22 protein-coding genes and 1 pseudogene are annotated in these 21777 nt (G+C 47.8%); 16 read left to right on the top strand and 7 right to left on the bottom strand.

Translation table 11 applies throughout. The features are described 5' to 3' along the window. Nucleotides 1–175: 175 nt before the first annotated feature. The 3 genes from DESLBE_RS27075 to DESLBE_RS16085 are packed head-to-tail and all read left to right on the top strand — an operon-like array spanning nucleotide 176 to nucleotide 1154. Nucleotides 176–502 (top strand): MerR family DNA-binding transcriptional regulator, encoded by a 327-nt coding sequence (locus tag DESLBE_RS27075; protein WP_243131328.1) that lies wholly within the window; start codon nucleotides 176–178, stop codon nucleotides 500–502. Nucleotides 503–529: 27 nt separating this feature from the next. Next, the gene (locus tag DESLBE_RS27070; RefSeq protein ID WP_243131327.1) at nucleotides 530–940 is read left to right on the top strand and encodes a GyrI-like domain-containing protein; all 411 of its coding nucleotides are present in this window, start codon (nucleotides 530–532) and stop codon (nucleotides 938–940) included. After that, nucleotides 876–1154, top strand: a complete 279-nt coding sequence (locus DESLBE_RS16085; RefSeq protein WP_243131326.1) for a DUF1905 domain-containing protein — start codon at nucleotides 876–878, stop codon at nucleotides 1152–1154. The genes DESLBE_RS27070 and DESLBE_RS16085 overlap by 65 nt, the downstream gene beginning before the upstream one ends. Before the next feature lie 134 nt (nucleotides 1155–1288). On the opposite strand, the gene DESLBE_RS16080 is transcribed toward DESLBE_RS16085, so the two are convergent. The 3 genes and pseudogenes from DESLBE_RS16080 to DESLBE_RS16070 all read right to left on the bottom strand — a co-directional run bounded on the left by DESLBE_RS16080 (nucleotide 1289) and on the right by DESLBE_RS16070 (nucleotide 3494). Beyond that, nucleotides 1289–1516 carry a DUF1659 domain-containing protein gene (locus tag DESLBE_RS16080; protein ID WP_144677540.1) on the bottom strand — a complete coding sequence of 76 codons (228 nt, stop codon included), beginning with the start codon at nucleotides 1514–1516 and terminating at the stop codon, nucleotides 1289–1291. An 84-nt stretch (nucleotides 1517–1600) separates the two neighbouring features. Beyond that, nucleotides 1601–2370, bottom strand: a pseudogene (locus tag DESLBE_RS16075) (DUF3102 domain-containing protein). A 218-nt stretch (nucleotides 2371–2588) separates the two neighbouring features. Further along, nucleotides 2589–3494 carry a PRC-barrel domain-containing protein gene (locus tag DESLBE_RS16070; protein ID WP_144677538.1) on the bottom strand — a complete coding sequence of 302 codons (906 nt, stop codon included), beginning with the start codon at nucleotides 3492–3494 and terminating at the stop codon, nucleotides 2589–2591. Between the two features lie 98 nt (nucleotides 3495–3592). On the opposite strand from DESLBE_RS16070, the gene pth reads away from it, so the two are divergent. The 4 genes from pth (at nucleotide 3593) to DESLBE_RS16050 (ending at nucleotide 6341) form a co-directional block, all read left to right on the top strand. After that, complete coding sequence (gene pth / locus DESLBE_RS16065; protein ID WP_144677537.1) at nucleotides 3593–4150, top strand: aminoacyl-tRNA hydrolase; 558 nt, start codon at nucleotides 3593–3595, stop codon at nucleotides 4148–4150. 62 nt (nucleotides 4151–4212) lie between these two features. Then, nucleotides 4213–4788 carry a Uma2 family endonuclease gene (locus DESLBE_RS16060; RefSeq protein WP_144677535.1) on the top strand — a complete coding sequence of 192 codons (576 nt, stop codon included), beginning with the start codon at nucleotides 4213–4215 and terminating at the stop codon, nucleotides 4786–4788. Nucleotides 4789–5018: 230 nt separating this feature from the next. Then, the gene (locus tag DESLBE_RS16055; RefSeq protein WP_144677533.1) at nucleotides 5019–6029 is read left to right on the top strand and encodes a substrate-binding domain-containing protein; all 1011 of its coding nucleotides are present in this window, start codon (nucleotides 5019–5021) and stop codon (nucleotides 6027–6029) included. 66 nt (nucleotides 6030–6095) lie between these two features. Continuing rightward, nucleotides 6096–6341 carry a type II toxin-antitoxin system Phd/YefM family antitoxin gene (locus DESLBE_RS16050; RefSeq protein WP_018211845.1) on the top strand — a complete coding sequence of 82 codons (246 nt, stop codon included), beginning with the start codon at nucleotides 6096–6098 and terminating at the stop codon, nucleotides 6339–6341. 166 nt (nucleotides 6342–6507) lie between these two features. Here DESLBE_RS16050 and DESLBE_RS16045 read toward each other — a convergent pair whose 3' ends face one another. Together DESLBE_RS16045 and DESLBE_RS16040 are read right to left on the bottom strand one after the other, a co-directional pair. Next, the gene (locus tag DESLBE_RS16045) at nucleotides 6508–7734 is read right to left on the bottom strand and encodes an ATP-binding protein (protein WP_144677531.1); all 1227 of its coding nucleotides are present in this window, start codon (nucleotides 7732–7734) and stop codon (nucleotides 6508–6510) included. A 263-nt stretch (nucleotides 7735–7997) separates the two neighbouring features. Continuing rightward, nucleotides 7998–8675: a molecular chaperone TorD family protein gene (locus DESLBE_RS16040; RefSeq protein WP_144677529.1), complete on the bottom strand. Its 678-nt coding sequence runs from the start codon at nucleotides 8673–8675 to the stop codon at nucleotides 7998–8000. 210 nt (nucleotides 8676–8885) lie between these two features. Here DESLBE_RS16040 and DESLBE_RS16035 point away from each other — a divergent pair, with 210 nt between their 5' ends. The 9 genes from DESLBE_RS16035 (at nucleotide 8886) to DESLBE_RS15995 (ending at nucleotide 20194) form a co-directional block, all read left to right on the top strand. Then, nucleotides 8886–11285 (top strand): dimethyl sulfoxide reductase subunit A, encoded by a 2400-nt coding sequence (locus DESLBE_RS16035; protein ID WP_144677528.1) that lies wholly within the window; start codon nucleotides 8886–8888, stop codon nucleotides 11283–11285. A gap of 13 nt (nucleotides 11286–11298) precedes the next feature. Beyond that, nucleotides 11299–11871, top strand: coding sequence for a DMSO/selenate family reductase complex B subunit (locus tag DESLBE_RS16030; RefSeq protein ID WP_005814880.1), 573 nt, complete (start codon nucleotides 11299–11301; stop codon nucleotides 11869–11871). 272 nt (nucleotides 11872–12143) lie between these two features. Then, on the top strand, nucleotides 12144–12320 hold the full coding sequence (locus DESLBE_RS26605; protein ID WP_015942590.1) for a hypothetical protein: 177 nt from the start codon (nucleotides 12144–12146) through the stop codon (nucleotides 12318–12320). Between the two features lie 134 nt (nucleotides 12321–12454). Continuing rightward, complete coding sequence (gene mfd / locus DESLBE_RS16020; protein WP_026198763.1) at nucleotides 12455–16048, top strand: transcription-repair coupling factor; 3594 nt, start codon at nucleotides 12455–12457, stop codon at nucleotides 16046–16048. A 38-nt stretch (nucleotides 16049–16086) separates the two neighbouring features. Further along, entirely contained in the window at nucleotides 16087–17034 is a 948-nt protein-coding gene (locus DESLBE_RS16015; RefSeq protein WP_144677526.1) for a peptidylprolyl isomerase, read from the top strand. A gap of 313 nt (nucleotides 17035–17347) precedes the next feature. Beyond that, nucleotides 17348–17890, top strand: a complete 543-nt coding sequence (gene spoVT, locus DESLBE_RS16010) for a stage V sporulation protein T (protein WP_011458938.1) — start codon at nucleotides 17348–17350, stop codon at nucleotides 17888–17890. Nucleotides 17891–18016: 126 nt separating this feature from the next. Further along, nucleotides 18017–19501: a nucleoside triphosphate pyrophosphohydrolase gene (gene mazG / locus DESLBE_RS16005; protein WP_144677525.1), complete on the top strand. Its 1485-nt coding sequence runs from the start codon at nucleotides 18017–18019 to the stop codon at nucleotides 19499–19501. Nucleotides 19502–19558: 57 nt separating this feature from the next. After that, nucleotides 19559–19834, top strand: coding sequence for an HU family DNA-binding protein (locus DESLBE_RS16000; protein ID WP_005814866.1), 276 nt, complete (start codon nucleotides 19559–19561; stop codon nucleotides 19832–19834). Nucleotides 19835–19921: 87 nt separating this feature from the next. Beyond that, a complete protein-coding gene (locus tag DESLBE_RS15995) occupies nucleotides 19922–20194 on the top strand; it encodes an RNA-binding S4 domain-containing protein (protein ID WP_011458940.1) in 273 nt (90 codons plus the stop codon). Nucleotides 20195–20393: 199 nt separating this feature from the next. Here DESLBE_RS15995 and DESLBE_RS27065 read toward each other — a convergent pair whose 3' ends face one another. Both DESLBE_RS27065 and DESLBE_RS15990 read right to left on the bottom strand, forming a co-directional pair. Continuing rightward, nucleotides 20394–20582, bottom strand: a complete 189-nt coding sequence (locus DESLBE_RS27065) for a hypothetical protein (RefSeq protein WP_243131325.1) — start codon at nucleotides 20580–20582, stop codon at nucleotides 20394–20396. An 86-nt stretch (nucleotides 20583–20668) separates the two neighbouring features. Further along, nucleotides 20669–21619: an IS110 family transposase gene (locus DESLBE_RS15990; protein ID WP_243131324.1), complete on the bottom strand. Its 951-nt coding sequence runs from the start codon at nucleotides 21617–21619 to the stop codon at nucleotides 20669–20671. Nucleotides 21620–21777 lie beyond the last annotated feature (158 nt).

Below are 21777 nucleotides of genomic sequence, written 5' to 3'. Positions count from 1 at the left end.
AAATCTCACCATCTCAACTGCAATTATTATTAAAAGAAGTTGGTCGCTATTGCAATCGACTTCTTTTGTTTTATGATAAAGGTGAGATCAGTTTGTTTTATGGAGCATTTTCCTTGTCGGCTTGACTTTGACGTCGTGTCGTACTGTATGCTTAGCATAAGAAGGAGCAAAAACCATGACACTACAGCCCATATCCAAAGTTTCCAAAGCGTACAGCGTATCCACTCGCACGCTCCGCTACTATGAGCAATTGGGACTTTTGCGGAGCAGCAAATTGCCGGGGTACGCCTATCGCGCCTATGACGCGGAAGCCGCGTCACTATCTCCCCATGTTTTTGAGCAGGAACAGGTCATGAAATTGGTACAGGCTCTTTCGATTAAAACCCTTTCCCAAAAGGAGGAAACGAGTATGGAAGAACTGAACCGGGCCAGTGAAATACTGGAACAACTCAAAGACATTCGCATCCTATACCTGCCTCCGATGACGGTAGCATCTTGTTAGAGCACCGGCGACAATCAGGAGGAAGTGGTGGGTACGGCCATCAGCACATTTATTAAAGAGAGCGGACTTGTGGAGCTTAAACCGGATTTCCGCCGCATCGGGTTTAATAATCCGGCCAGCGAACAGTCGGGCGGTTCGCTGGGATATGAAGCATGGGTGTCTATCCCCGGCGATATGGAGGTGCCCGCGCCCCTTGTCAAAAAGCAGTTTGAGGTGGACTTTTCGCCCCGGACAGATCCGGCCGATCCAAGCGCCGATCCTTCTCTGGAAGAACAACTCAATGCCATCCATCATCTTGAAGATACATCGCCCTTTGGCACACAACTTGATCTGTTGGTGCCCATCAAACCCAAGCGGAGTCAGGAGAGCGAAAATGGTGAAATTTCAGTCACAGATAGGCAAGGATGGCCGTCTGACAGTAATGGAAATACCCTTTGACGCCAAAGAAGTTTTTCAAATGCCAAAGGGCACGATTTTTGTATGCGGAGTCATCAATGACATACCCTATCGGGGAAAACTGCTGTCAAGAGGAAATGGCAAGCAAGTCCTGACTATAGACAAGACCTTGCAAAAGGCGTTGGGCTATGCCGCAGAACAGGAGAAAGCATCTGCCCCGTGGGATACGAAGTCCAATATTCATTATGAGCGTTGATAGGTTTTACGAAGCTGCCGGCAAAATCTGCCGGCAGCTTCGCTGTCCAAGCCTTTTGCGGATCGACCAGACGGTTGTCGTGGTATCAATCACCTTAATACCACAGATGTCTGTAAGAGTATCCGCAGCCGAAGCTACCCTTCATCGACCAGTTCGTAATCTTTGCGCAGGACCACATCCAATACCGGATGATCGGTCAGGCTGAACAGCGCATGAACGATATCATATAGGTCCTGTTCAGCCGCATCAAAGCGTATATTGCTCAAGGTCTTTTTTCTGATGATGGGAGCCCCGGCTGGGGTGATCCCCGCCTGAAAGGAAACCACTAGGGATGCCTTTAGAGGCAATGATTCTACTGCCATTTTTAACATCTCCCTTTTTATCATAATAGGACGGTTTATTCCGTCTCTATAGTCTATGTCCCCAGGGAGACAGGGGTGACAAGTTTATCCTCCCCATTCGTAAGTGGAGTAGGTTTGGACCCCTTTCATATTGGTGCCGGCCACAGGGGGCCAGTCTTTGAGCCGTTCTACCATATATGAGGCTAGTTGACCGGCATCCTGGCTGCATTTTTCCTTGGTTTGGGGGTCAAGCTTGGCGAGCTGGCCCAGGGCGGTCAGCAGCTCCTGGAAGGCATCGGCGATGGTTTGGCAGCAGGCGGTGCATTTTTCTTCATAGTTCTGACGAGAGAGGGGGCAGGGGCAGATGCCGGTTCGGTTTTGGTAAAGCTCTCCCGTTGGGGACTGACGGTTCTGCTGACGTATTGGATTTGGATATCTTTAGGGATCTGGGGCGGGACGGGTGTCTTCTGTTCTTTGACGGCCTGAGTCAATTGCCGGGTGGTCATAGTGCCAAGATCATTCTGAGTAACAAGTTCTTCACGTTTTTCATCGGGAAGACCAAGGAGCAGGACCGCCTGGGTATATGTCAAATTCCCAAACGTTTGGGAATTTGGATCGTCATCTGATAAAGGGAGAAGTTTCGGACCATACTCGTCATAAAGGTTCATCAGGTTTTCGGCTGTACTCTTGGAATAACTGACCGATTCCTTAAGCCATTTCATCCATTCCCCATGGTTAAGCAATTCCTTGGCTTCTTTGAGGCGGCGGCCCACCTCGATGGCATTCTTCAGCAGTATTCTTCTGGATTCCTGGTTAATGGCGTTGATTTCCGCCGCGATGACCAGGGGAGTGCGTTGACCGGTTGGAGCATTCATTTTATCGGCACGCCCTTTCTTTTGTGAACCTACTTATAGGGTATGTAGACGTGCCGGGGATGGTGAAGACAAGAAGGCATCATGATCCGGACGATGGATATTAACGCGCTTAACAGTACACACCCCTAATCGCCAGTGTGTTTTGAGTACACTGATGATCAGGGGTGTGGTCAAGTGGATGAATAGTTTTAATTATATGGGCTTTTTAGGCATTCTCCTTATCCCAGGGGTTCTTTTGGCGAAGGGGTTTCAGCCACCTGGCTGAGCTCCGGGCAGGCTTCGGGAGGCTGCTCGGCAGGAAAAGTCTCTGGGGATTCCGGAGAGGACTCCTCTATGATGGCTGCCTCAGTAGGTTGATCGCCGGCCGGGGACAGAATGTTCTCATCCTTTGCGGCCAGGGGATCTTGAATGGGGTCCACGCTCTCCCCTTCAATGACAGGGGTAAGAGGGGCCTTGCCATCTGCGGCATCCTTGCCTTTGCCTTTGGCTTTTCCCTTGGCAGAGTGCTTTTTTTTGTCTTTATCCTTTTTACTGAAGATCTTACCAAAGGCCTGGCCTGTTCCCGAAGCCAGATTGGAGGTGGAGCGGAGGACGGATTTAAAGGTATCATTGATTCCCTTATCGGCTATCATAAGACTGGTTTCACAGCCTTTTTGAGCCACGATAACATCCTGGCCGATGGTGACCACATAGTCAGCTTCGAGAATGGCCTTGCCGCTGAAGAACCCCTCGATCTTTCCGCCGGAAATCTCCATCTGGGTGATTTTGCCCGTATCCGGGTCCACATAATATTCTTCCACTACGCCAAGGGTTTTGCCGCTCTGAGTAATAACCCGGGTGCCGATGATGGTCAGTTTTTCCTTGATCAGGCTTAAGATTTCGGGCAGGCTGGCGGACTTTTCTACATAGGCTCCTTTGTCGATGGTAATGGCATCAGCACCGACGCTGACGACCTTAGCATAAGGAATGATACGCTGGTCTCTGAAGAAGCCCTTGGGATCGATGACCAGGGCGGCCAGAGCTTTGGCCTGAGCGTCTATGACCAGGCTTTTCACATATCCGATATGCTGTCCTTCGCTTAGGGAGACGATCGGTAAGGATAAAAATTCTTTACTTGGTTTCAATCGTAATACCCCCTTATTTCTTGTGCAAGAACACATAAATCTGCTATCATCAATGTATTCACGGGATGTCTTCAATATGCTTAGAGGAGTGGAGTTTCATGAAGCTTATCGCCGGTTTGGGCAATCCAGGCGGACAATATGCGGAGACCCGGCATAATGCCGGATTTCTCCTGCTGGATTGCTTAGCTGAAGAATTAAAACTGGATTTTCGCCCCAAGTTCCAAGGCTTGGTGGCTGAGACAATGATGGGGGGAGAGAAGGTCTATCTGCTTAAGCCTCAGACCTTTATGAATTTAAGTGGCCGTTCTATTCGGGAGTTGGCCCAATTCTATAAGATTGCCCCGAAGGATATTATGGTGGTCTACGATGACATGGATCTGCCCATCGGCCGCCTGCGCCTGAGAAGTTCGGGAAGCGCCGGTGGACACAATGGGATTAAATCCACCATTGCCGAATTGGGAACGGAGGATTTCTGGAGGCTTAAGGTGGGTATCGGCAGACCGACCGCCGGTTGGGATTCTGCCCGCTATGTTCTGGCCTCCTTTACCAAGGAGGAGCTCCCCGTTCTGGAGGAGATCCTGGATAAGGGGATAAAGGCGGTAACCTTGTGGGCCAAAGAGGACGGGGATAAAGCCATGAATTTGTATAACAGGTGAAATTCAGAAGAGAACTTGGTATAATATGGGTAGGCGATTATAATAAGGAGAGGACTGATTAAATGCCACTGCCACAAGAGAGAGGAAACTTTACCTACGCTGATTATCTTTCCTGGCCTCAACATGAGCGCTGGGAAATCATTGATGGTGTAGCATATATGCAGGCGGCACCATCTTCTGTTCATCAAGAGATATTAACTGGTCTATTGGTTCAGTTTCATCAGTATCTTGCAGGGAAAGCCGGCAAAGTCTATCCGGCACCGTTCTGTGTAAGATTAATAGAGAATGATGAGAAAAACGATGAAGAGATCATAAAGGTCGTGGAACCAGACATTACAGTAGTCTGCGACAAATCTAAAATAGATGAAAAGGGCTGTTGTGGTGTTCCGGATTTAATCGTTGAAATTATATCGCCTACATCCACTGAGATGGATAAGCTTGTCAAGTTTAATAAGTATGAAAAAGCAGGGGTTAGAGAATATTGGATCGTTGAACCGGAGGGAAGGTTTGTTAGCGTCTTTGTACTGCGTGAACAAAAGTACGGCCGCCCGGAAATCTATGCAGAGAATGATAAGATCAAAGCGGCTATTTTTCCCGATTTGCTGATTGATTTAAAACCGGTGTTCGAGGGGATTTAGGTTTGCTTTCTATTTTAAAAGTAAAAGCTCGTGTCAGGGAACTTGCAGTTCTTTGACACGAGCTTTTACTTAGGAATCTTCCCAAAGAGGAGGAAAACAGGTCATTGCTGAAGAATTCAACTGGAAAAGTTGAGTTCCGCGCCTAATTATTTGGTATGTATGATCACCGGGCAAGACTTCGGGGGCGAAGCTTTGCCGATGCCTGCCGGAGTGAGAAAGTGGAGGTTCGTATGAAAAGACGGTTTTTGATCCTTATCGTTATAACGGCTATGCTCCTGAGCGGCTGCACCCATCAGGAAAAAGCCGTATCCGCTCCGCCCGCACCGACACAGGAAGTGAAACCGGACAATGTCTATAACACCATGAGTGAAACGGCTGCTCACTATGGCATCACCCATGAGAATTATCCCCGCATCGATGGCTCAACGTCCACCCAAGGAATCGCCATGGCCATTAATCAGGCCATGTATCGTTACCTGGATAATGAAAATCTGCCCATGGAGGTCTCCAAAACAGTACCTTCCTATAAACGCTTAATCGCCGGAGAAGTGGATCTGATTCTTGTGCCTTACCCCTCCGCGGCGGTTCTTGCTTTAGCTCAAGAATCCGGAGTGGAGCTGGAATTCCACCCTGTGGCTGCGGAAGCCCTTATCTTTATCACACCGGCGGAAAACCCTGCGGATAACATTACAGGGGACCAGGTGCGAACCATTTATCTTGACTATGGCATCAGAAGCTGGTCCGAGCTGGGAGGCCCGGATAAGGAGCTGATCCCCATTTGCCGGAATGCCGACAGCGGCAGTCAGTCCCAGCTGGATAACTTAGTGCTGCATGATCAGCCCATGCACCCGGGCATCCAAAAAAACTATGTGGAGCTGACCATGGAAGGGATGCTGGAACTGGTGGCTTTTTATCATCATGGGGGACTGGATGGCAAGCCCACCGACAGCTATGCTTTAGGCTATACCTTGTATACCTATCTCCAGAATATGAATGAGGTGACGGAAATCGGCTCCCGCCTTAAAATTCTTTCCTTTGAAGGAGTAGAGCCTACGGAAGAGAACATTGCCAAAGGTTCTTATTCTTTGGCTGATGGGTATTATGCGGTGGTGAGAAAGGATTTGCCTGCAGAGCATAGTGCCAGAGGTATCCTGAAATGGCTGCAATCGGACGAAGCAGCCGCCGCCATCAAAGCCCGGGGTTTTATTCCAAAACAAGACTGGACGAAGCTGAGTTGGTAATTTCGTACGAATTTGCTATAATAGTATCGTGAAGAAAATGATGGGTTATTGCGAAGGGTGATATCTATGTTTATTACCGCGACTGAATTAAAAGAGAATATGGGGAAATATCTAACCCTGGCTTCTGAGGAAGAAATCATCATTATGAGGAATGGAAAAGCGGTTGCCAAGCTATCTAAGGTGGAGGATAATAAGATCGAAGTTGCCAAGTCCTTATTCGGTATTCTTCCTAAAGAGGCTTCTTTAGAACTAGCTCGGGAGGAAAGGTTAAAGAAGCATGAGAGTACCGGTAAAGACAATTGCGCCAGATGAATTCATTGCTCATTATTTTGATGAAGAATGGTACTAGTCCCTTTTATTCACAGGGGTTGTTCCTTTAAAGTGAGCTGCAGAGATTAACCGAATAGCCTGTAAAAAAAGGGCCTCGCCGACTGTTTTTGAATACTCGGCGAGGCTCTTGATTAAGCGAAGCTGTCATTTACAACCAGGTTACAGGAATACTTACATTGTTATCATTGATATGAATGACTTTGTCATACATGCAAACAACGCAGCCGGTGCCAATCTTCATATCTTTGAGCCGGTCCAACACTGAAAAGTTTGCAATATGTTCTTTACTTGGATTAGCGGTCTTCTTAATTTCGATAGGATATAAAGTGCCATTTTCCTCTAAAATAATGTCGATTTCTTTAGCATCCTTATCCCTGTAATAGCATAGTGCTGGTTCTAATATTCCGGCATTGTAGTAACCCTTAAGTATTTCTGCTAGAACAAAAGTTTCAAAAAATGCGCCGGACATGGCCCCGGCTTCGATGACATCGGGTGAATTCCATTTGGTAAGATAGGCCGCAAGCCCTGTATCCAGAAAATACAGTTTAGGAGTTTTAACAGCTCTTTTCATGATGTTATTATAATAGGGTTTAAGCAAATACACGATGTTGGAAGAAACTAAAATAGAAAGCCATCGATCCGCTGTGGGTACACTGATGCCTACCTCATTAGCAATAGAAGTTAAATTAAGCATTTGCGAAGTTCTACTTGCCATAGCTGTCATGAATTTAATAAATTTTAATTCATCACCAACCTGGGTAAGCTCTCTGACATCACGCTCAAGGTATGTCTTGGTGTAAGAACCATAAAACAGCTGCCAATCAAGTTCATCCGCATACATAGCCGGCATGGAGCCCTTATAGATAATTTTCCAGATTTCTTTATAGTTTAATTCTTTAGCAGAAAGTCTTCTCGTCTCAAGATAGCTTTCAGTAGGTATAAAAGCTTTATTAAAATCAGCATCCCCTTTAATTTCGCGAAGTGATAAACCTAATAAATTAATAATCCCTATTCTCCCGGCAAGGCTTTCGCTAACATTTTTCATCATCTTGAATTGCTGTGAACCGGTCAAATAAAATTGTCCTTTTTTACCGTTTTCATCTGCAATCATTTTAATATAAGGAAATAAATTGGGTGCGTATTGTATTTCATCGATGATCACAGGTGGCGGTGTTGATTTGAAAAAGCTCCCTGCTTCTTCAAGAGCATTTAGAAGCAGAATAGGGTCATCCAGTGTCAGATAGGAGATATCTCCGGTTATATGTTTTAGCACAGTTGTTTTACCTACCTGTCTGGCCCCTGTGATTAAGACGGTAGAGAACATCTTTGCTGCGTTTTCGATCGTAGTTTCGATAGTTCGCTTGATATAAGCCATAATAACCTCCGTTAGATTTAATATTTGATATTATTATAGCCAATAATATAAGTTAATATCAACAATTACTACATTCCTTTATTGCTTGCCTACTGCATTCGCTTTTCAGAGAAGAATTTTGGCAAGACGGATAACCTATGGTCGGTTCCCCTCTATGGAGCCTTTTGTGTCTGAAATGGTCTGAAGTGAAGAAAAGCGCCCTTATCTCCCGTGTATGGTGAGATAAGGGCGCTTTTTTAGGGGGGTTCTTTTCCTGACGAAAATTAAGTGTTCTTACCGTCTCTTAATTGTTTGCTATCCCAAATCAGATAGCTATAAGCTAATTGGGCCAATCCTTGGTAATAAAGAGTCTGAGCGCTGGCTTGAACATCCTGAGTAAACTCTTTTGCCCAGCGCAGCAAATGTTCGTCAAGAAAAGCCAGCTGCTCACGGGCTAATCCTTCAGCCTTAATGACATCGTCTTCCTCCCAAGCCTCAAGCTCACTGGCGATAAGCTTGCTCATAAACTCCAGCTCCAGGCCGAAATGATCATCCGGCTCAGAGTTCTTGTGAACGAACTCCAGACCGCAGCGTTGATACCACTCTCTGACTTCCAAAGTAGGTTCGCCAAAGGTAAGCCTTTCTTCTGTGCGGTACACGGATTCCCAGGGTGGGGCCGCAAGATGGCCGGGACCAATAAACAAGGCAGTATAATCCTTATTCAGGCTTGAGGTCACATTCACGAGATCGGAGGCACAGTTTTCATTCGTCCAACGAACTAAGTTAGCTAAGGCCTCTTGATACTGCTCATCGGCGATATCCAGGGGAAACTCCTTAAATAGCTGGCGCTGTAAAATCATGGTGACTTGTTCTGCCTGGGGTGGATAGAGAAAGACTGCGCTTAAAAAGGAGTACATAAATTGGCGGATCTCCAGCAGATCCTTTTGCTCAGTAGTGTCCATTTACCAACCTCCTCGGTATCTGTATGGTCAATTATTGCTCCCAGCGGGGTCTTTACTGTTCTCAATTATTATAACTATAACTTGTGCCTCATAGTATAGTGATACAAAAAATCTCACGGGATTTTGGAAGCCTGAACAAACGTGAATGTGATAACTTGATTAAAGAAAGGTCTTATCTTTAATTCTACTATAGAACAAGGAGGGAAAGGAATGTCAAAACAACCAGAGTTGCAGAATAAACCCAAAATCAGTCGGCGTGCCTTTGTGAAATGGAGCGCAGCCGCAACAGCTACTGCAGCGATAGCCCCCTCTCTCGTGGGCTGCAGCACACAGACTCAGGCCAGTGGTGAGCCCGCAGTAGTGCAAGCCGGACAGCGCCTTGCCGGTGCCGAGGAGAAACCTTCGATCTGCTGGCATAACTGCGGCGGTCGTTGCCAGCTTAAAGCCTATGTCAAGGATGGGGTGGTCGTGAGGTTTGGCACGGATAATGTGGGACCTGATACCCCGGAGGATTTGCAGGCCCGGGCCTGTTTAAAAGGCAGAACCCAGCGGCAGCGGCTTTATCATCCCGACCGGCTTAAATACCCCATGAAAAGGGTAGGAGAGCGGGGCAGCGGCGAATGGGCCCGCATCAGCTGGGAAGAAGCCTTTGACACCACCGCCAAGGAGCTGCGCAGGATTGTCGATCAGTATGGCAATGAATCTGTCTATTTTAACTATGCCTGTGGAGCTTACGGCTTACTGAATCAAACCAACTCCAATAACTCTCTGCGCCGGCTTCTTAATATCATGGGGGGCTATCTGCAAAGCTATGGCAACTACAGCCAGGCCAACTATATGTATGCAGTTCCCTATATGTTCGGCGATCCTTATAGCGGCAGTTCCCCCACCACTTTCCCTGATGCCAAACTGATTGTTATGTTCGGGGATAATCCTGCCTGTACCCGGGTAGGCGGCTTTAACTCCACTTATTACCTGAAATTAGCCAAACAAAACGGAGCACGCATTATCGTTATTGACCCCCGTCATAGTGACACAGTGAGCACCTTTGCCGATCAGTGGATTCCCATCCGGCCCACTACGGACAGTGCCCTGGTTGCCGGTATGGCTTATGTTATGATCAGCGAAGGCCTGCATGATCAAGCCTTCCTGGACAAATATTGCCTTGGCTTTGACGAAGAACACATGCCGGAAGGGATTCCCGCCGGTAACTCCTACAAGAGCTACATCCTTGGTGAAAGTGATGGCAAGCCGAAGACACCCGAATGGGCTTCAGAGATCACCGGGATTCCCGTGGAAACCATCAAACAGCTTGCCCGGGACATTGCCGGGACCAAGCCCGGTTTTATCCTGCAAGGACGGGGAATTCAGCGCCATGGCAACGGAGAATTTCAGTCTTTGGCGGTTCCTGTACTGTCATTCATGACCGGCAATGTGGGAATTTTGGGCAGCAATCCTGGCTTGTATGAAGGCGGCCCTTCCGTAAAAACGGGCAACTATCCCATTGGAACGAATCCGATCAAGACAAAGATCTCCATCTTCATGTGGACCGACGCCATTGAAAGAATTTTGACTAAAGAGCAGGACCGCATTGAAGGTGCGGACAAAACAAAATCGACCATCAAAATGATCATCAATTACGGCGGCAATACCCTGATCAATCAGCATTCCGATTCTGGACGGACCGCTGCGCTGCTTAAAGATGACAGCAAATGCGAGTTTATCCTGGGTATGGATAATTTTATGACTCCCAGTATGCGGTATTGCGATATTGTCCTGCCGGGTGTTACCCAGTTTGAAGTCAATGACATGATCACCCGTTCCATGGGCCATGGGGTGGCTTATTACGGGCAAAAACTGGTCGAACCCATGTTTGAGTGCAAGACCATCAATGAAGTGGGCCGCGCTTTGGCGGAAAGACTGGGTGTATTGGCTCAGTTCGACGACGGCAAGTCGGAAGAAGATTATCTGCGGGAATTTGTCGGGGTATCCCAAGCCAGCCATCCTGACTTCCCCTCCTATGAAGAATTCAGGGAAAAAGGAATTTATAAGACCAAAGCAACGAAAGTAGTAGCCTACGAAAAGTTCATTAAAGATCCGGAGGCCAATCCTCTGACCACTCCTTCCGGGAAATTTGAGATTTTCTCCAAGGATCTCTATGACATCCAAAACCCGCAGATTCCGGCCATTCCTAAATATATGCCTGCGGAAGAAGGTCCGGAAGATCCCCTGAAGGAAAAGTATCCCCTGCAATGCATTGGTCACCATACCAAACGCCGCGTACACTCCACTTTCGATAATATGCCCTGGCTGGAAGAAGCGGAAGCTCAAATGCTGTGGCTGAATCCCCAGGACGCTGCGGCTCGGGGGATCAAAGACCATGATCTGATTAAAGTTTACAATGACCGGGGTACTGTGAAGGTTAAAGTAAAAGTGACTCCCCGTCTGATTCCCGGAGTTTGCTCACTTCCTCAGGGAGCATGGTACACTCCTGACCAAAGCGGTGTTGATGTAAGAGGATGTATCAATACTCTGACGAAATGGACGCCTAATCCCCTTTCCAAAGGCAATCCCCAGCATACGAACTTAGTTCAAATTGAAAAAGCGTAGGAGGTGACGAAGGATGGCAAAACAGTATGGATTTTATATGGATCAATCCAATTGTATAGGATGCTTTACCTGTCAGATTGCTTGTAAAGATAAAAATGATTTGGAAGTGGGACAATGCTGGCGCAAAGTCCACGAATTCCAAGGGGGCGATACCATCCTGGAAGGCGGGGTGTATCGCAGCAATGTCTTCGCCTACTGGCTGTCTATGAGCTGCAACCACTGCCAGGAACCTAAATGTGTGCAAAACTGCCCGGCTGGAGCCATGTATAAACGGGAAGAAGACGGAATCGTTCTGGTGGACCAAAATAAATGCCTGGGCTGTGGCTACTGCACCTGGTCCTGCCCCTACGGCGCTCCTAAATTGGCAGGGAAAACCGTTTCCAAATGCAATTTCTGTATCGATCTATTGGAACAAGGCAAGAATCCCGCCTGTGTGGATGCCTGCATCATGCGGGTCATTGAGTTTGGGCCAATCGATGAATTGCGCGCCAAATACGGCAATGTGGACGAAGTCAAAGGGTTGCCTTCAGCCCAGATCACCAAACCATGTATCGTCATCAGCCCTCATAAAAAAGCAATTGAGTAGGAAGGAGGAGTAGAGTAGCATGCAGGAATTGCCGTTATTAACCTTTACCCTGTGTTTACAAGCTGCTGTCTCTTTCCCGGACGGGCAAACTGGCTAAGCAAACGAGTTTCTTATATTTAGCCATGGCTGTTATCGTTGTGGGGGAAATCGCCGGCCGTTATCTCTTTTATGTTTCCGGTATCCCGATTGGCCTCGGTTTATAAAGTGATTTCCCAGCAGCCATGAATAAGCCGGCACCTCTCAGGCAAACCTATCCTGGGAGGTGCTTTTTCATGCTGGTAATGAGGGTGTGCCAGGTTTGTGATCAAGTCTTAGGAGAGATGGAGTTGGATGACTTGACCTCTGAGCGTCCCGACTCTATAATAAATATCATTGGGAATGTGGCGTATGCCCTTTGCCCGGACTGTATGAATGAATTGGAAGTCGGGGAGTACCGTCGTTTAAATTAGGCAGTACACAAGCCTTACGGCTCTGCGTGGGGTGAAATCTGCCTGTTCCTCCTCTTGTTCATTCTTGCACTTTTTCTGTTTTAATAACCTGTGGTTGGATAACCTATGGAATGATGCTTAAAACTTAGGCGACAATGGGGGTCCTCTTGGCGGATGTCCATGGTTTTGTGTTGCCTGAAAGGAAGGATTTTTTGAAAACCCTCAGCCATTATTTGCGTTTAGGCTTCGATATTGAGGCAGTGGACAAGGCCATATCCTATAAGGAATGGCCGCAAATGATCTATAATTTAACAGGAAGTCAGAAGCCTGCCTTTGCTGCCCAGCTGATTCAAAAGGGTAAGCCGGGGCTGATTATTACTTATTCGGAGGAGCTTGCGCAAAAATGGGTCAATGATTTGCGTTCCTGGCTTCCCGGGGAAGATGTGCTCTATTTTCCCTCTTCGGAATGGCTGCCCTTTGAGGTCCTGGGTAAAAGCCGGGAAACCACCATCGAGAGAATCCGGGTTCTCAACCGTTTGGCACAGGATAACCAATGCACGGTGGTCGTGCCGGCCCTGGCTGTGAATCAGCGCAGCTTTTCCCGCCGCCGCTGGCAGGAGTACATCCTGGAATTAAAGGAAGGGGCATCCTATGATCTGAAAGATCTTGCTCAGAAGCTGATCACGGCAGGTTACGAGCGGCTGGACGTGGTGGATGGGAAAGGCCAGTTTGCGATTCGGGGCGGGATCATGGATATTGCTCCACTGGACGGAGAGCCGTTGCGGATCGAGTTTTTTGATGATGAAGTGGACTCCATCCGGGTCTTTGATCTGGAGACCCAAAAATCCACTGAGACCCTGAACAGCGTTAAAATTCCTCCGGCCTTGGAGGTCGTGATTCGCCCTGAGGAATTGGAGAAGCTGGGCTGGGAGGTTCGGGCTCAGGCTAGGAAGCAAGCCGGGCGCTTAAACCGCAGCGGTCGTTCGGATGTGGCCGAGCAGGTTATGAAACAAGCCCAGAGGATTGAAGAACGGTTGAAAACAGGCCGGGTGGATGAGAGCATCTATCCCTATCTGAGCCTCCTTGAGGAGCCCCTGGAGCCTTTTTTCTCTTTGCTTTCCCAGGATCATTATGTCATTTTGGATGAGCCCCTGCGGCTGAAAGAACAGCTGGAATTCCAGCAGAAGGAAAGGCTTGAGGAATATACCCAGGCTTTGGCCAAAGGTGAGGAATTTTATAGCCCTGAGGATCAATTTGTAAGCTATGAACAATTCCTGAGATATGGGGAAAAGCATCCCTTTGTTTTGATCTCCACCTTACCCAGAGAAATTCCCGGGGTGGCTCCGAAACGGATTTTCAATTTAAATGCCCGGCCTTTGACAGGTTTTATGGGGAAAACCGGGATTTTGGTGGATGAGATTGAGCATTGGCAAAAATCCGGCCATATTGTAAATCTCTTCGTTGGCGATGAAGAGCACGCAGAACGGATGCTGCAAGGCTTAAGGGACCGGGGAGCTCTGGCCAAGAAGCATGAGCTCCGTGAGCCGGTTCAGGAGGGCGGCGTCTATGTCTATTCATCCTCCCTTGACCAGGGGTTTGAGCTTCCTTTAAGCAAACTGATTGTCCTGAGTGAGGCGGAGATTTATAAACGGGAGCGCAAGGCGGCCGTCAAGCGCAAAAAGGCCCCTGAGAAAACAGGGCAGAGGCTGCAATTTGCCGATCTTAAGCCAGGGGACTTTGTGGTCCACGTTCATCATGGCATCGGTCAGTTTATTGGCATTGAGCGGATTGCCGTAGGGGGAGTGGAAAAGGATTATTTTTCGGTCAAATATGCCGGCCAGGATAAGCTCTATGTGCCCCTGGATCAGCTTAACTTTTTGCAGAAATATTTAGGAAGTGATGCGGAGACCCTGCCCAAGCTTTATAAGCTGGGGGGCTCCGAATGGAAAAAGGTCAAGGCCAAGGCGAAAAGCGCCATTAAGGAAATGGCCTTTGATTTGGTTAAACTTTATGCCCAGCGGGAGGCGACCAAGGGCTATGCCTTTTCACCCGATAATGTCTGGCAGCAGGAATTTGAGGAGAAATTCCCCTACCAGGAGACCCCGGATCAAATGCAATGCATCGTCGAAGTCAAACAGGATATGATGCGTCAGCGGCCCATGGATCGCCTGCTCTGCGGGGATGTGGGCTACGGCAAGACCGAGGTGGCCCTGCGGGCGGCCTTTAAGGCGGTTATGGACAGCAAACAAGTGGCGGTCCTGGTTCCCACCACCATTCTTGCTCAGCAGCATTTTAACACCTTTCAGGAGCGTTTTATGGGCTATCCTGTGAGCATCCAGATGCTGAGCCGTTTTCGCTCCGCCAAGGAGCAGAAACTGATTCTTCAGGGATTAAAGGAAGGATCCATTGATATTGTGGTGGGGACCCATAAGCTGGTCTCAGATTCGATTAAGTTTAAGGATTTGGGACTTTTAATCGTTGATGAAGAGCAGCGGTTTGGGGTGGCCCATAAAGAGAAGCTGAAAACCCTCAAAGCCAATGTGGATGTCCTCACCCTGTCGGCCACACCTATTCCCCGTACCTTGCATATGTCTCTGGTAGGGGTGCGGGACCTCAGTATCATTGAGACCCCGCCGGAGGATCGTTTTCCCGTCCAGACCTATGTGGCGGAATTCCGGCCGGATGTGGTGAGAGAAGCCATTCGCCGGGAGATCCAGCGGGGGGGCCAGGTCTTCTTTGTCCATAACCGTGTGGAAGATATGGAGCAGGTGGTTCATTTCCTCAGCCAGCTGGTCCCTGAGGCCCGCTACGGCATTGCCCACGGGCAGATGAGCGAAAAAGAATTGGAGCAGGAGATGCTGGCTTTTCTGGAGCATGAAAGCGATGTCCTGGTCTGCACCACCATCATTGAGACAGGCTTGGATATGCCTAATGTCAACACCCTGATTATTGATGAGGCGGATCGCCTTGGTCTGGGGCAGCTTTATCAGCTGCGGGGCCGGGTAGGGCGTTCCAACCGGCGGGCTTATTCTTACTTTCTATATAAACCCCAGAAGGTTCTCACCGAGGTGGCTGAGAAACGCCTGGCAGCTATACGGGAATTTACCGAGTTTGGCTCCGGTCTTAAAATTGCTATGCGGGATTTGGAGATTCGCGGGGCCGGGAATCTGATTGGCGCCCAACAACACGGTCATTTAGCTGCCTTGGGATTTGAGCTTTATAGCCAGATGCTTAAGGAAGCGGTTCAGGAGCTCAAGGGTGAGAAGGTGGAGGAAAAGATCGAGACCAGTATCGAGGTTCAGGTGGATGCCTATCTGCCGGATATCTATATTGGGGAGCGTCAGCTTAAAGCGGCTCTCTATCAGCGGATGGTAGCCATTGATAATGAAGAGGACCTCAGTATGATGATCGATGAATTGATCGATCGCTTCGGTACTCCGCCCCGGGAAGTGGAGAACCTTTTGAAGATTGTCCGAATTAAATGGATAGCCTCGGGGATGAAGATTGAACAGATCCAGCAGCTCAAGCAGCAAATGGTGTTCCGCTTTGCAGCTGATCCCGGCATATCCGGGGAAATGCTGATGACCATGGCGACCCAATCCCCTTATCCGGTTGCTTTTGGAACCACCGGCAACGGCAATCTTGAGATCAAGGTTCGTTTGCGCTCCGTTGTCCAAGAGGAGCTTTTAGAAGCGATCCATAAAGTGTTAATGGTATTTAATGGTATTGCGTCCAAAACAGCATCCTGATATAATTGCTTTTAACGGATGCGAAAGGGTGTGTAATAATGAGGAGTTTCCGTAAAGGAATAATTGCGGCATTAGTTTTGACCTTGGCATTGGCTGGATGTTCTTCTGCCGGCGGGGATCAGTGGGCTGCCAAAGTGAATGGCGAAACCATCACAGAGCAGGATTTTGCCGCTCGGGTCTCCAATGTACAAAAGGCCTATGAAGGCATGGGAATGGACTTCAGCACCGATCAGGGCAAAGAGGCATTAAATCAAGTGAAGAGCCAGGTTCTTGAAGCGATGATTGCTTCCCGGCTTGTCATACAGGAAGCGCAAAGACTGAAGCTGGATGTCAATGATCCATCGATTCTGGAGCAGGAAAAGAACATTATTCAAATGGTTGGGGATGAAAGTCAATATCAGGAATGGCTTAAACAGCAGGCCATGACGGAAGATGAAGTGAAAAATTACTTTGCTCTATCCGCTGAAATAACCAAAGATGTGACGGTAACCCCGGAACAGGAGAAGACCTTCTTCGAGAATAACCAAGAGCTCTACGGCGGTAAAGGAGAGGAAGTTCAAGCCCGCCACATCCTGGTGGAGACAGAGGATGAAGCGAAAGCCATTATCGCTCAACTGGACGGCGGAGCGGATTTCTCCGAGTTGGCTAAGGAGAAGTCCACCGATACAGGCTCCCAAAGCTCCGGCGGCTATTTAGGGTCTTTTGGCAAGGGAAAAATGGTTCCGGAGTTTGAGGAGGCGGCTTTTGCCCAAGAGGTAGGCACCTATACGAAAACACCGGTTAAATCCGAATTTGGTTATCATATTATCTTAGTCGAAGATCATAAGGCGGCTACTAAAGCAGATTATGAAGCAGTCAAGGACCAGGTGACGGAAGATGCTTTAGCTGATGCCAAGGCTCAAAAATTCGGGAGCTTTTTCGACGAATTGCGGGAGAAGGCCGAGGCCAATATTGAGTACTCGGAAAAATATAAACCAGCCGCTTAACGAACAATTAAAGAACAAGGATTATCCAAGGTGAATGCTTGGCAATCAATGAAGATATACTTAGAAAGAGATTCTTTTTAAGTATATCTTTTTCGATCTCTAAACTTTCCTTATCCAGTTTAGTAACTTCATGGAAAAAAATGAATAATAGAGAATCACCAGATATATACTATCTATGAAGTTAAAGACAACGCAAAATTTTCCACAGGCAGGACAGTTGTCAGATTAACTCAAGCTTTAAGGTGGTCTTGCTGTGTCTGTAACGGCCCCAAACCAGGCGGCACGTAATGACTATAAGGAGGGAAGAGCGTACATGAAAGCAACAGGCATCGTGAGAAGAATTGATGATCTTGGTCGTGTTGTTATTCCAAAGGAAATACGTCGGACACTTCGCATTCGAGAGGGAGATCCCTTGGAGATCTTCGTGGATCGAGAAGGGGAAGTGATCCTTAAGAAGTACTCTCCCATTGGTGAATTGGGTGACTTCGCCAAGGAATATGCGGATTCTCTTTATGAGGCGACCGGTCATATCGCATGTATTGCCGATCGGGATGTGATTATCGCCGTATCGGGGGCTTCCAAGAAAGAATACTTAAATAAGCCTATCTGGTCCAGCATTGAGCAGGCGATGGCTGAACGGAAGACCGTGCAGCTTAAAGCCGGTGAAGGTAAGCCGGATGAAGATGAGGAACATGTTAAGTTAACGAGCCAAGTGGCAGCTCCAATCATTGCCGAAGGGGATCCGATTGGGGCAGTGATTCTTATGTCTAAGGATCCGAATGTGAAGATGGGTGATTTGGAATTAAAATTAGTGGAGACGGCTGCTGGTTTTCTAGCCAAACAAATGGAACAATAAATCCTTTAAATGAGATTGGAGCGGCGGCAGCCGCTTCAATTTTTTATGAGCATCATCTCCGTTTTTAATGAATTTTTATCGGGGACCAAGGTGTGATACACTAGAGGAAGCCTAGGAGGGATGTTGATGAGTAATATATTGCATGTGGTGGGCTTGGGACCGGCAGGGCTGGAGTCGATGACCCTTGGGGATTACCGGATGATTAAAGAGGCCGGGCGGGTTTTTTTGCGGACGGTCAATCACCCTTGTGCTCAGGATTTGCTTGCTGAGGGACTCCAAGCGGAATCCTTTGACTATTTGTATGAGCGGGAGAATTCCTTTGAGAGGATCTATGAGGAGATTGTCAGTCGTTTGGAGAAGGAGTGCGATCTCTACCCTGAAGTGGTGTATGGGGTTCCCGGTCATCCCACGGTGGCTGAACGCAGTGTGGTGCTTCTGGTGGACAAGCTGTCGGAGCGCTTTCAGGTTAAGGTGCATCCGGCCGTGAGTTTTCTCGATCCCCTTTTCGCGGCGATACCCATGGATCCTGTGGAAGGTTTTTTGCTGCGCAATTACGATGCCCTTAAAGGGAGCGGGATTACCGGTAAGGAATGGCTGATTATACCTCAGGTTTATGATGGTTTTATTGCTTCCGAGGTGAAGCTGGATTTAATGGATATCTATCCGGATGAGGTTGAACTCTATGTGGTTCAGGCTTTGGGAACAAAAATGCAGAAGGTTTGGCAATGTCCCTTGTATCAGTTGGATCATCAAACCTTTGATCATTTAACCACGGTAGTTGTTCCTCCCTGTGGCGAGGGCATTTCCATGACGAAGCTTTTGGAGGTCATGACTACCTTGCGGGGTCGGGGGGGATGCCCCTGGGACGCGGAACAGACTCATGATTCTCTCAAACCCTACCTTATTGAGGAAAGCTACGAGGTTCTTGAGGCAATTGAGGCCCAGGATATGTATAATTTGGCTGAAGAGTTGGGAGACTTATTATTACAAGTAGTATTCCACGCTCAAGTGGCTCAGGAGGCGGGAGAATTCCAGTTTCAGGATGTTCTCAAGGGAATCATCGACAAGATGATTCGCCGCCATCCCCATGTCTTCGGCGATGTCCGGGTGCAGAACTCTGCCGAGGTGCTCAGCAATTGGGACCAGATTAAAAAAGAGGAAAAGGGGGAAAAAGCAGAAGAAGAAGAACTATTCAGTTTTCCTAAAGGTCTGCCTGCCTTAATGCTGGCGGTGAAGACCCAGAAGAAAGTGGCCAAATTCGGCTTTGATTGGCCGGATCTTAAAGGCCCCTTAGCCAAGGTCTATGAAGAATTAAAGGAATTGGAAGAGGCCATGGCGGAACAAAAAGGAATCCAGGAGGAATTCGGAGATATACTCTTTGCTCTTGTTAATTTGTCCCGATTCATAAAGTGCGACCCGGAAGATTCACTGCGTCAAACGATCCGAAAATTTCAGCTGCGTTTCCTGGCAATGGCAGAATTAGCGGATCAGGCCGGAGAAAGACTGGGGGATTTGAGCCTCGAAAAGATGGATTATTATTGGGAAATAGCTAAAAGCAAAGAAAAAAACAAAGAGATTGGCAACAATCCAGAAATAAAAGCAGGAGTTTGAGTATTTATCGCGAAAATATAACGCTGAAACTCAATACATATTTGGGAGGGAATCGTTTTGAATAAGGCTGATTTAGTGGCTGCTGTTGCAGAAAAAGCTGAAGTATCTAAGAAGGATGCTGAAAAAGCAGTCAACGCTGTTTTTGCTTCAATCGAAGAAGCATTGGCAAAAAACGAGAAGGTTCAATTAGTTGGTTTCGGTACTTTTGAAGTGAAAGATCGTGCTGAACGTACCGGCAGAAATCCTCAAACCAAAGAAGCTATTGTTATTCCGGCTTCCAAGGTTCCTGGATTCAAAGCAGGAAAGGCTTTAAAAGACGCTGTTCAACAATAGAGCTTTTGAGAAATAAATCAGGTCCGTCAGGGCCTGATTTTTCTCTATAGACGATTTGGAGATAACACCATATTTGAGGTGATGACCATGCGAATTGATAAGTATTTGAAAGTTTCCCGCTTGATTAAACGCCGAACGGTGGCTAAAGATATCTGTGAAGGAGAGAAGATCCGGCTTAATGGCCGGATTGCCAAGCCGTCGGCGGAAGTTAAGCCAGGGGATATCGTGACCCTGGAGATGGCCCGCCACCTTCTGGAAGTGCGGGTTCTTTCCACACCCAACAGTGCCAAGGCTAATGAGGCTCATCTGCTTTATGAGGTGCTGAAGGATGAGAAGCGCGGGGGGCAAGAGGAGATCTAAGGCCGCTCGTGCTTCTCATGTCGCTCATGTTGCCCAGGGGATGCGGGTAAGGATGAAAGCTTTTGCTCGGGTCGCGTAGCTTTACGCACAACGCGTACTCCATAGCTCCGGGGCTGGTCCACTCGCTTTCTTAACAGCTCCCGCCAAACCCCGCTGCTTTCTTACGAAAATAGATTCCTACTTTGCATTGGGTTATTCTTCAGTTGGCTTGTAAAACCTGATAGCCCTTTGCTTGAAGTTGTCTGATGAGACGCTGTTCCTTCTGTCTCTCACGCTCCATCATGTATTCTGTTCCGAGTTCCCTATAGGTTTCTCTCGTCACTAAAATCCGATAGGCAATCCGAAGAACCAGATGGCCCAGAGCCAGTAAAGCCTTCTTTTTACCCATCCGTTTAACCCATCGCCAATAGGTTGCGGATAAACGAGAGTTTTTTACTTTAGAAGCAGCCCATGCGCATTCACATAATACCGCTTTTAACGCTTTGTTTCCTGCGGAAACACTCCCTCTTTTTTTTTACCTGCGCTTTCATTATTGCCGGGTGATACTCCAGCCCAGGAAGACAGCTGACTATCTGTAGGAAAGACAGACATATCTGCCCCCAACTCAGCGATCATGATCGCTGAAGACGTCTGATTTATACCGGGTATTGAGGTTAATAGCTCGACCTCTTGCTGGTATGGAGCCATACTTTCACTTATTTTCTGCTCCACGTTAATCAGGCTCTGTTCTAAAAACTTCAAGTGACTCCATGAATATCGAATCATGTCCCGGTGATGGCTCCGCAGTCGATGATTTAAAGCATCCGCTAAACCCGGTATCTTGCTTTTAACCTTACCTTTCACCATCTGGTTAAGCTTTTCTACGGTAATCACTTCTCCATCCATCAGGGACTCCATAATATTGCGTCCTGAAACCCCGAAAATATCGGAAATATAGGTGGTGATCTTGATATTGGCATCCTGCAAAATTTTATGAATGCGGTTTTTCTCTTGGGTTGCATCCTGAAGGAGTTTTTTCCGATATCGGGTTAAGTCTCTCAAATCACGGATTTCCGCCGGTGGTACAAAGCTTCCTTCAATTAATCCGCTTCGAAGAAGTTGGGCAATCCATTCCGCATCTTTGACGTCCGTTTTCCGCCCGGGTAGGTTCTTAATGCGTTGAGCATTGGCCAAACTCAGTTGAAACGACCCTGCCTCAAGAATATTCCAAACCGGTTTCCAATACACTCCGGTACTTTCCATGGCGACATGCGAGCATTTCTCTTCTTCCAACCAATCGGTAAGCGCCAGAAGGTCAGATGTGGTCGTACTAAACGTCCGGATCGTCTTTTTAGGCTTAGATTCCAAGGAACCAAAGAGGATACAGGCTACCACCGTTTCTTGATGAACATCCAGTCCCGCGCAGCATTCCAGAATAGCATCCATTGAAGATCACCTCCTAATAACGTAGGTGAGTGCGTCCAACAACAAGCCTACTTGAAATTTCTTACCCGTGCTCGTGGCACAATCTTCTGTGCTTAAATGTTGTTGGAACCAGTTTCTGCATCGGGGTATCATCCACCATAAAGCAAACGGCTAACAGC

Origin of the sequence: Desulfitobacterium sp. LBE, assembly GCF_007830365.1 — a bacterium.
Taxonomy (GTDB): domain Bacteria; phylum Bacillota; class Desulfitobacteriia; order Desulfitobacteriales; family Desulfitobacteriaceae; genus Desulfitobacterium; species Desulfitobacterium hafniense.
The sequence above is the reverse complement of the archived record's forward strand: the minus strand, read 5'-3'. Positions and strand labels throughout refer to the sequence as shown.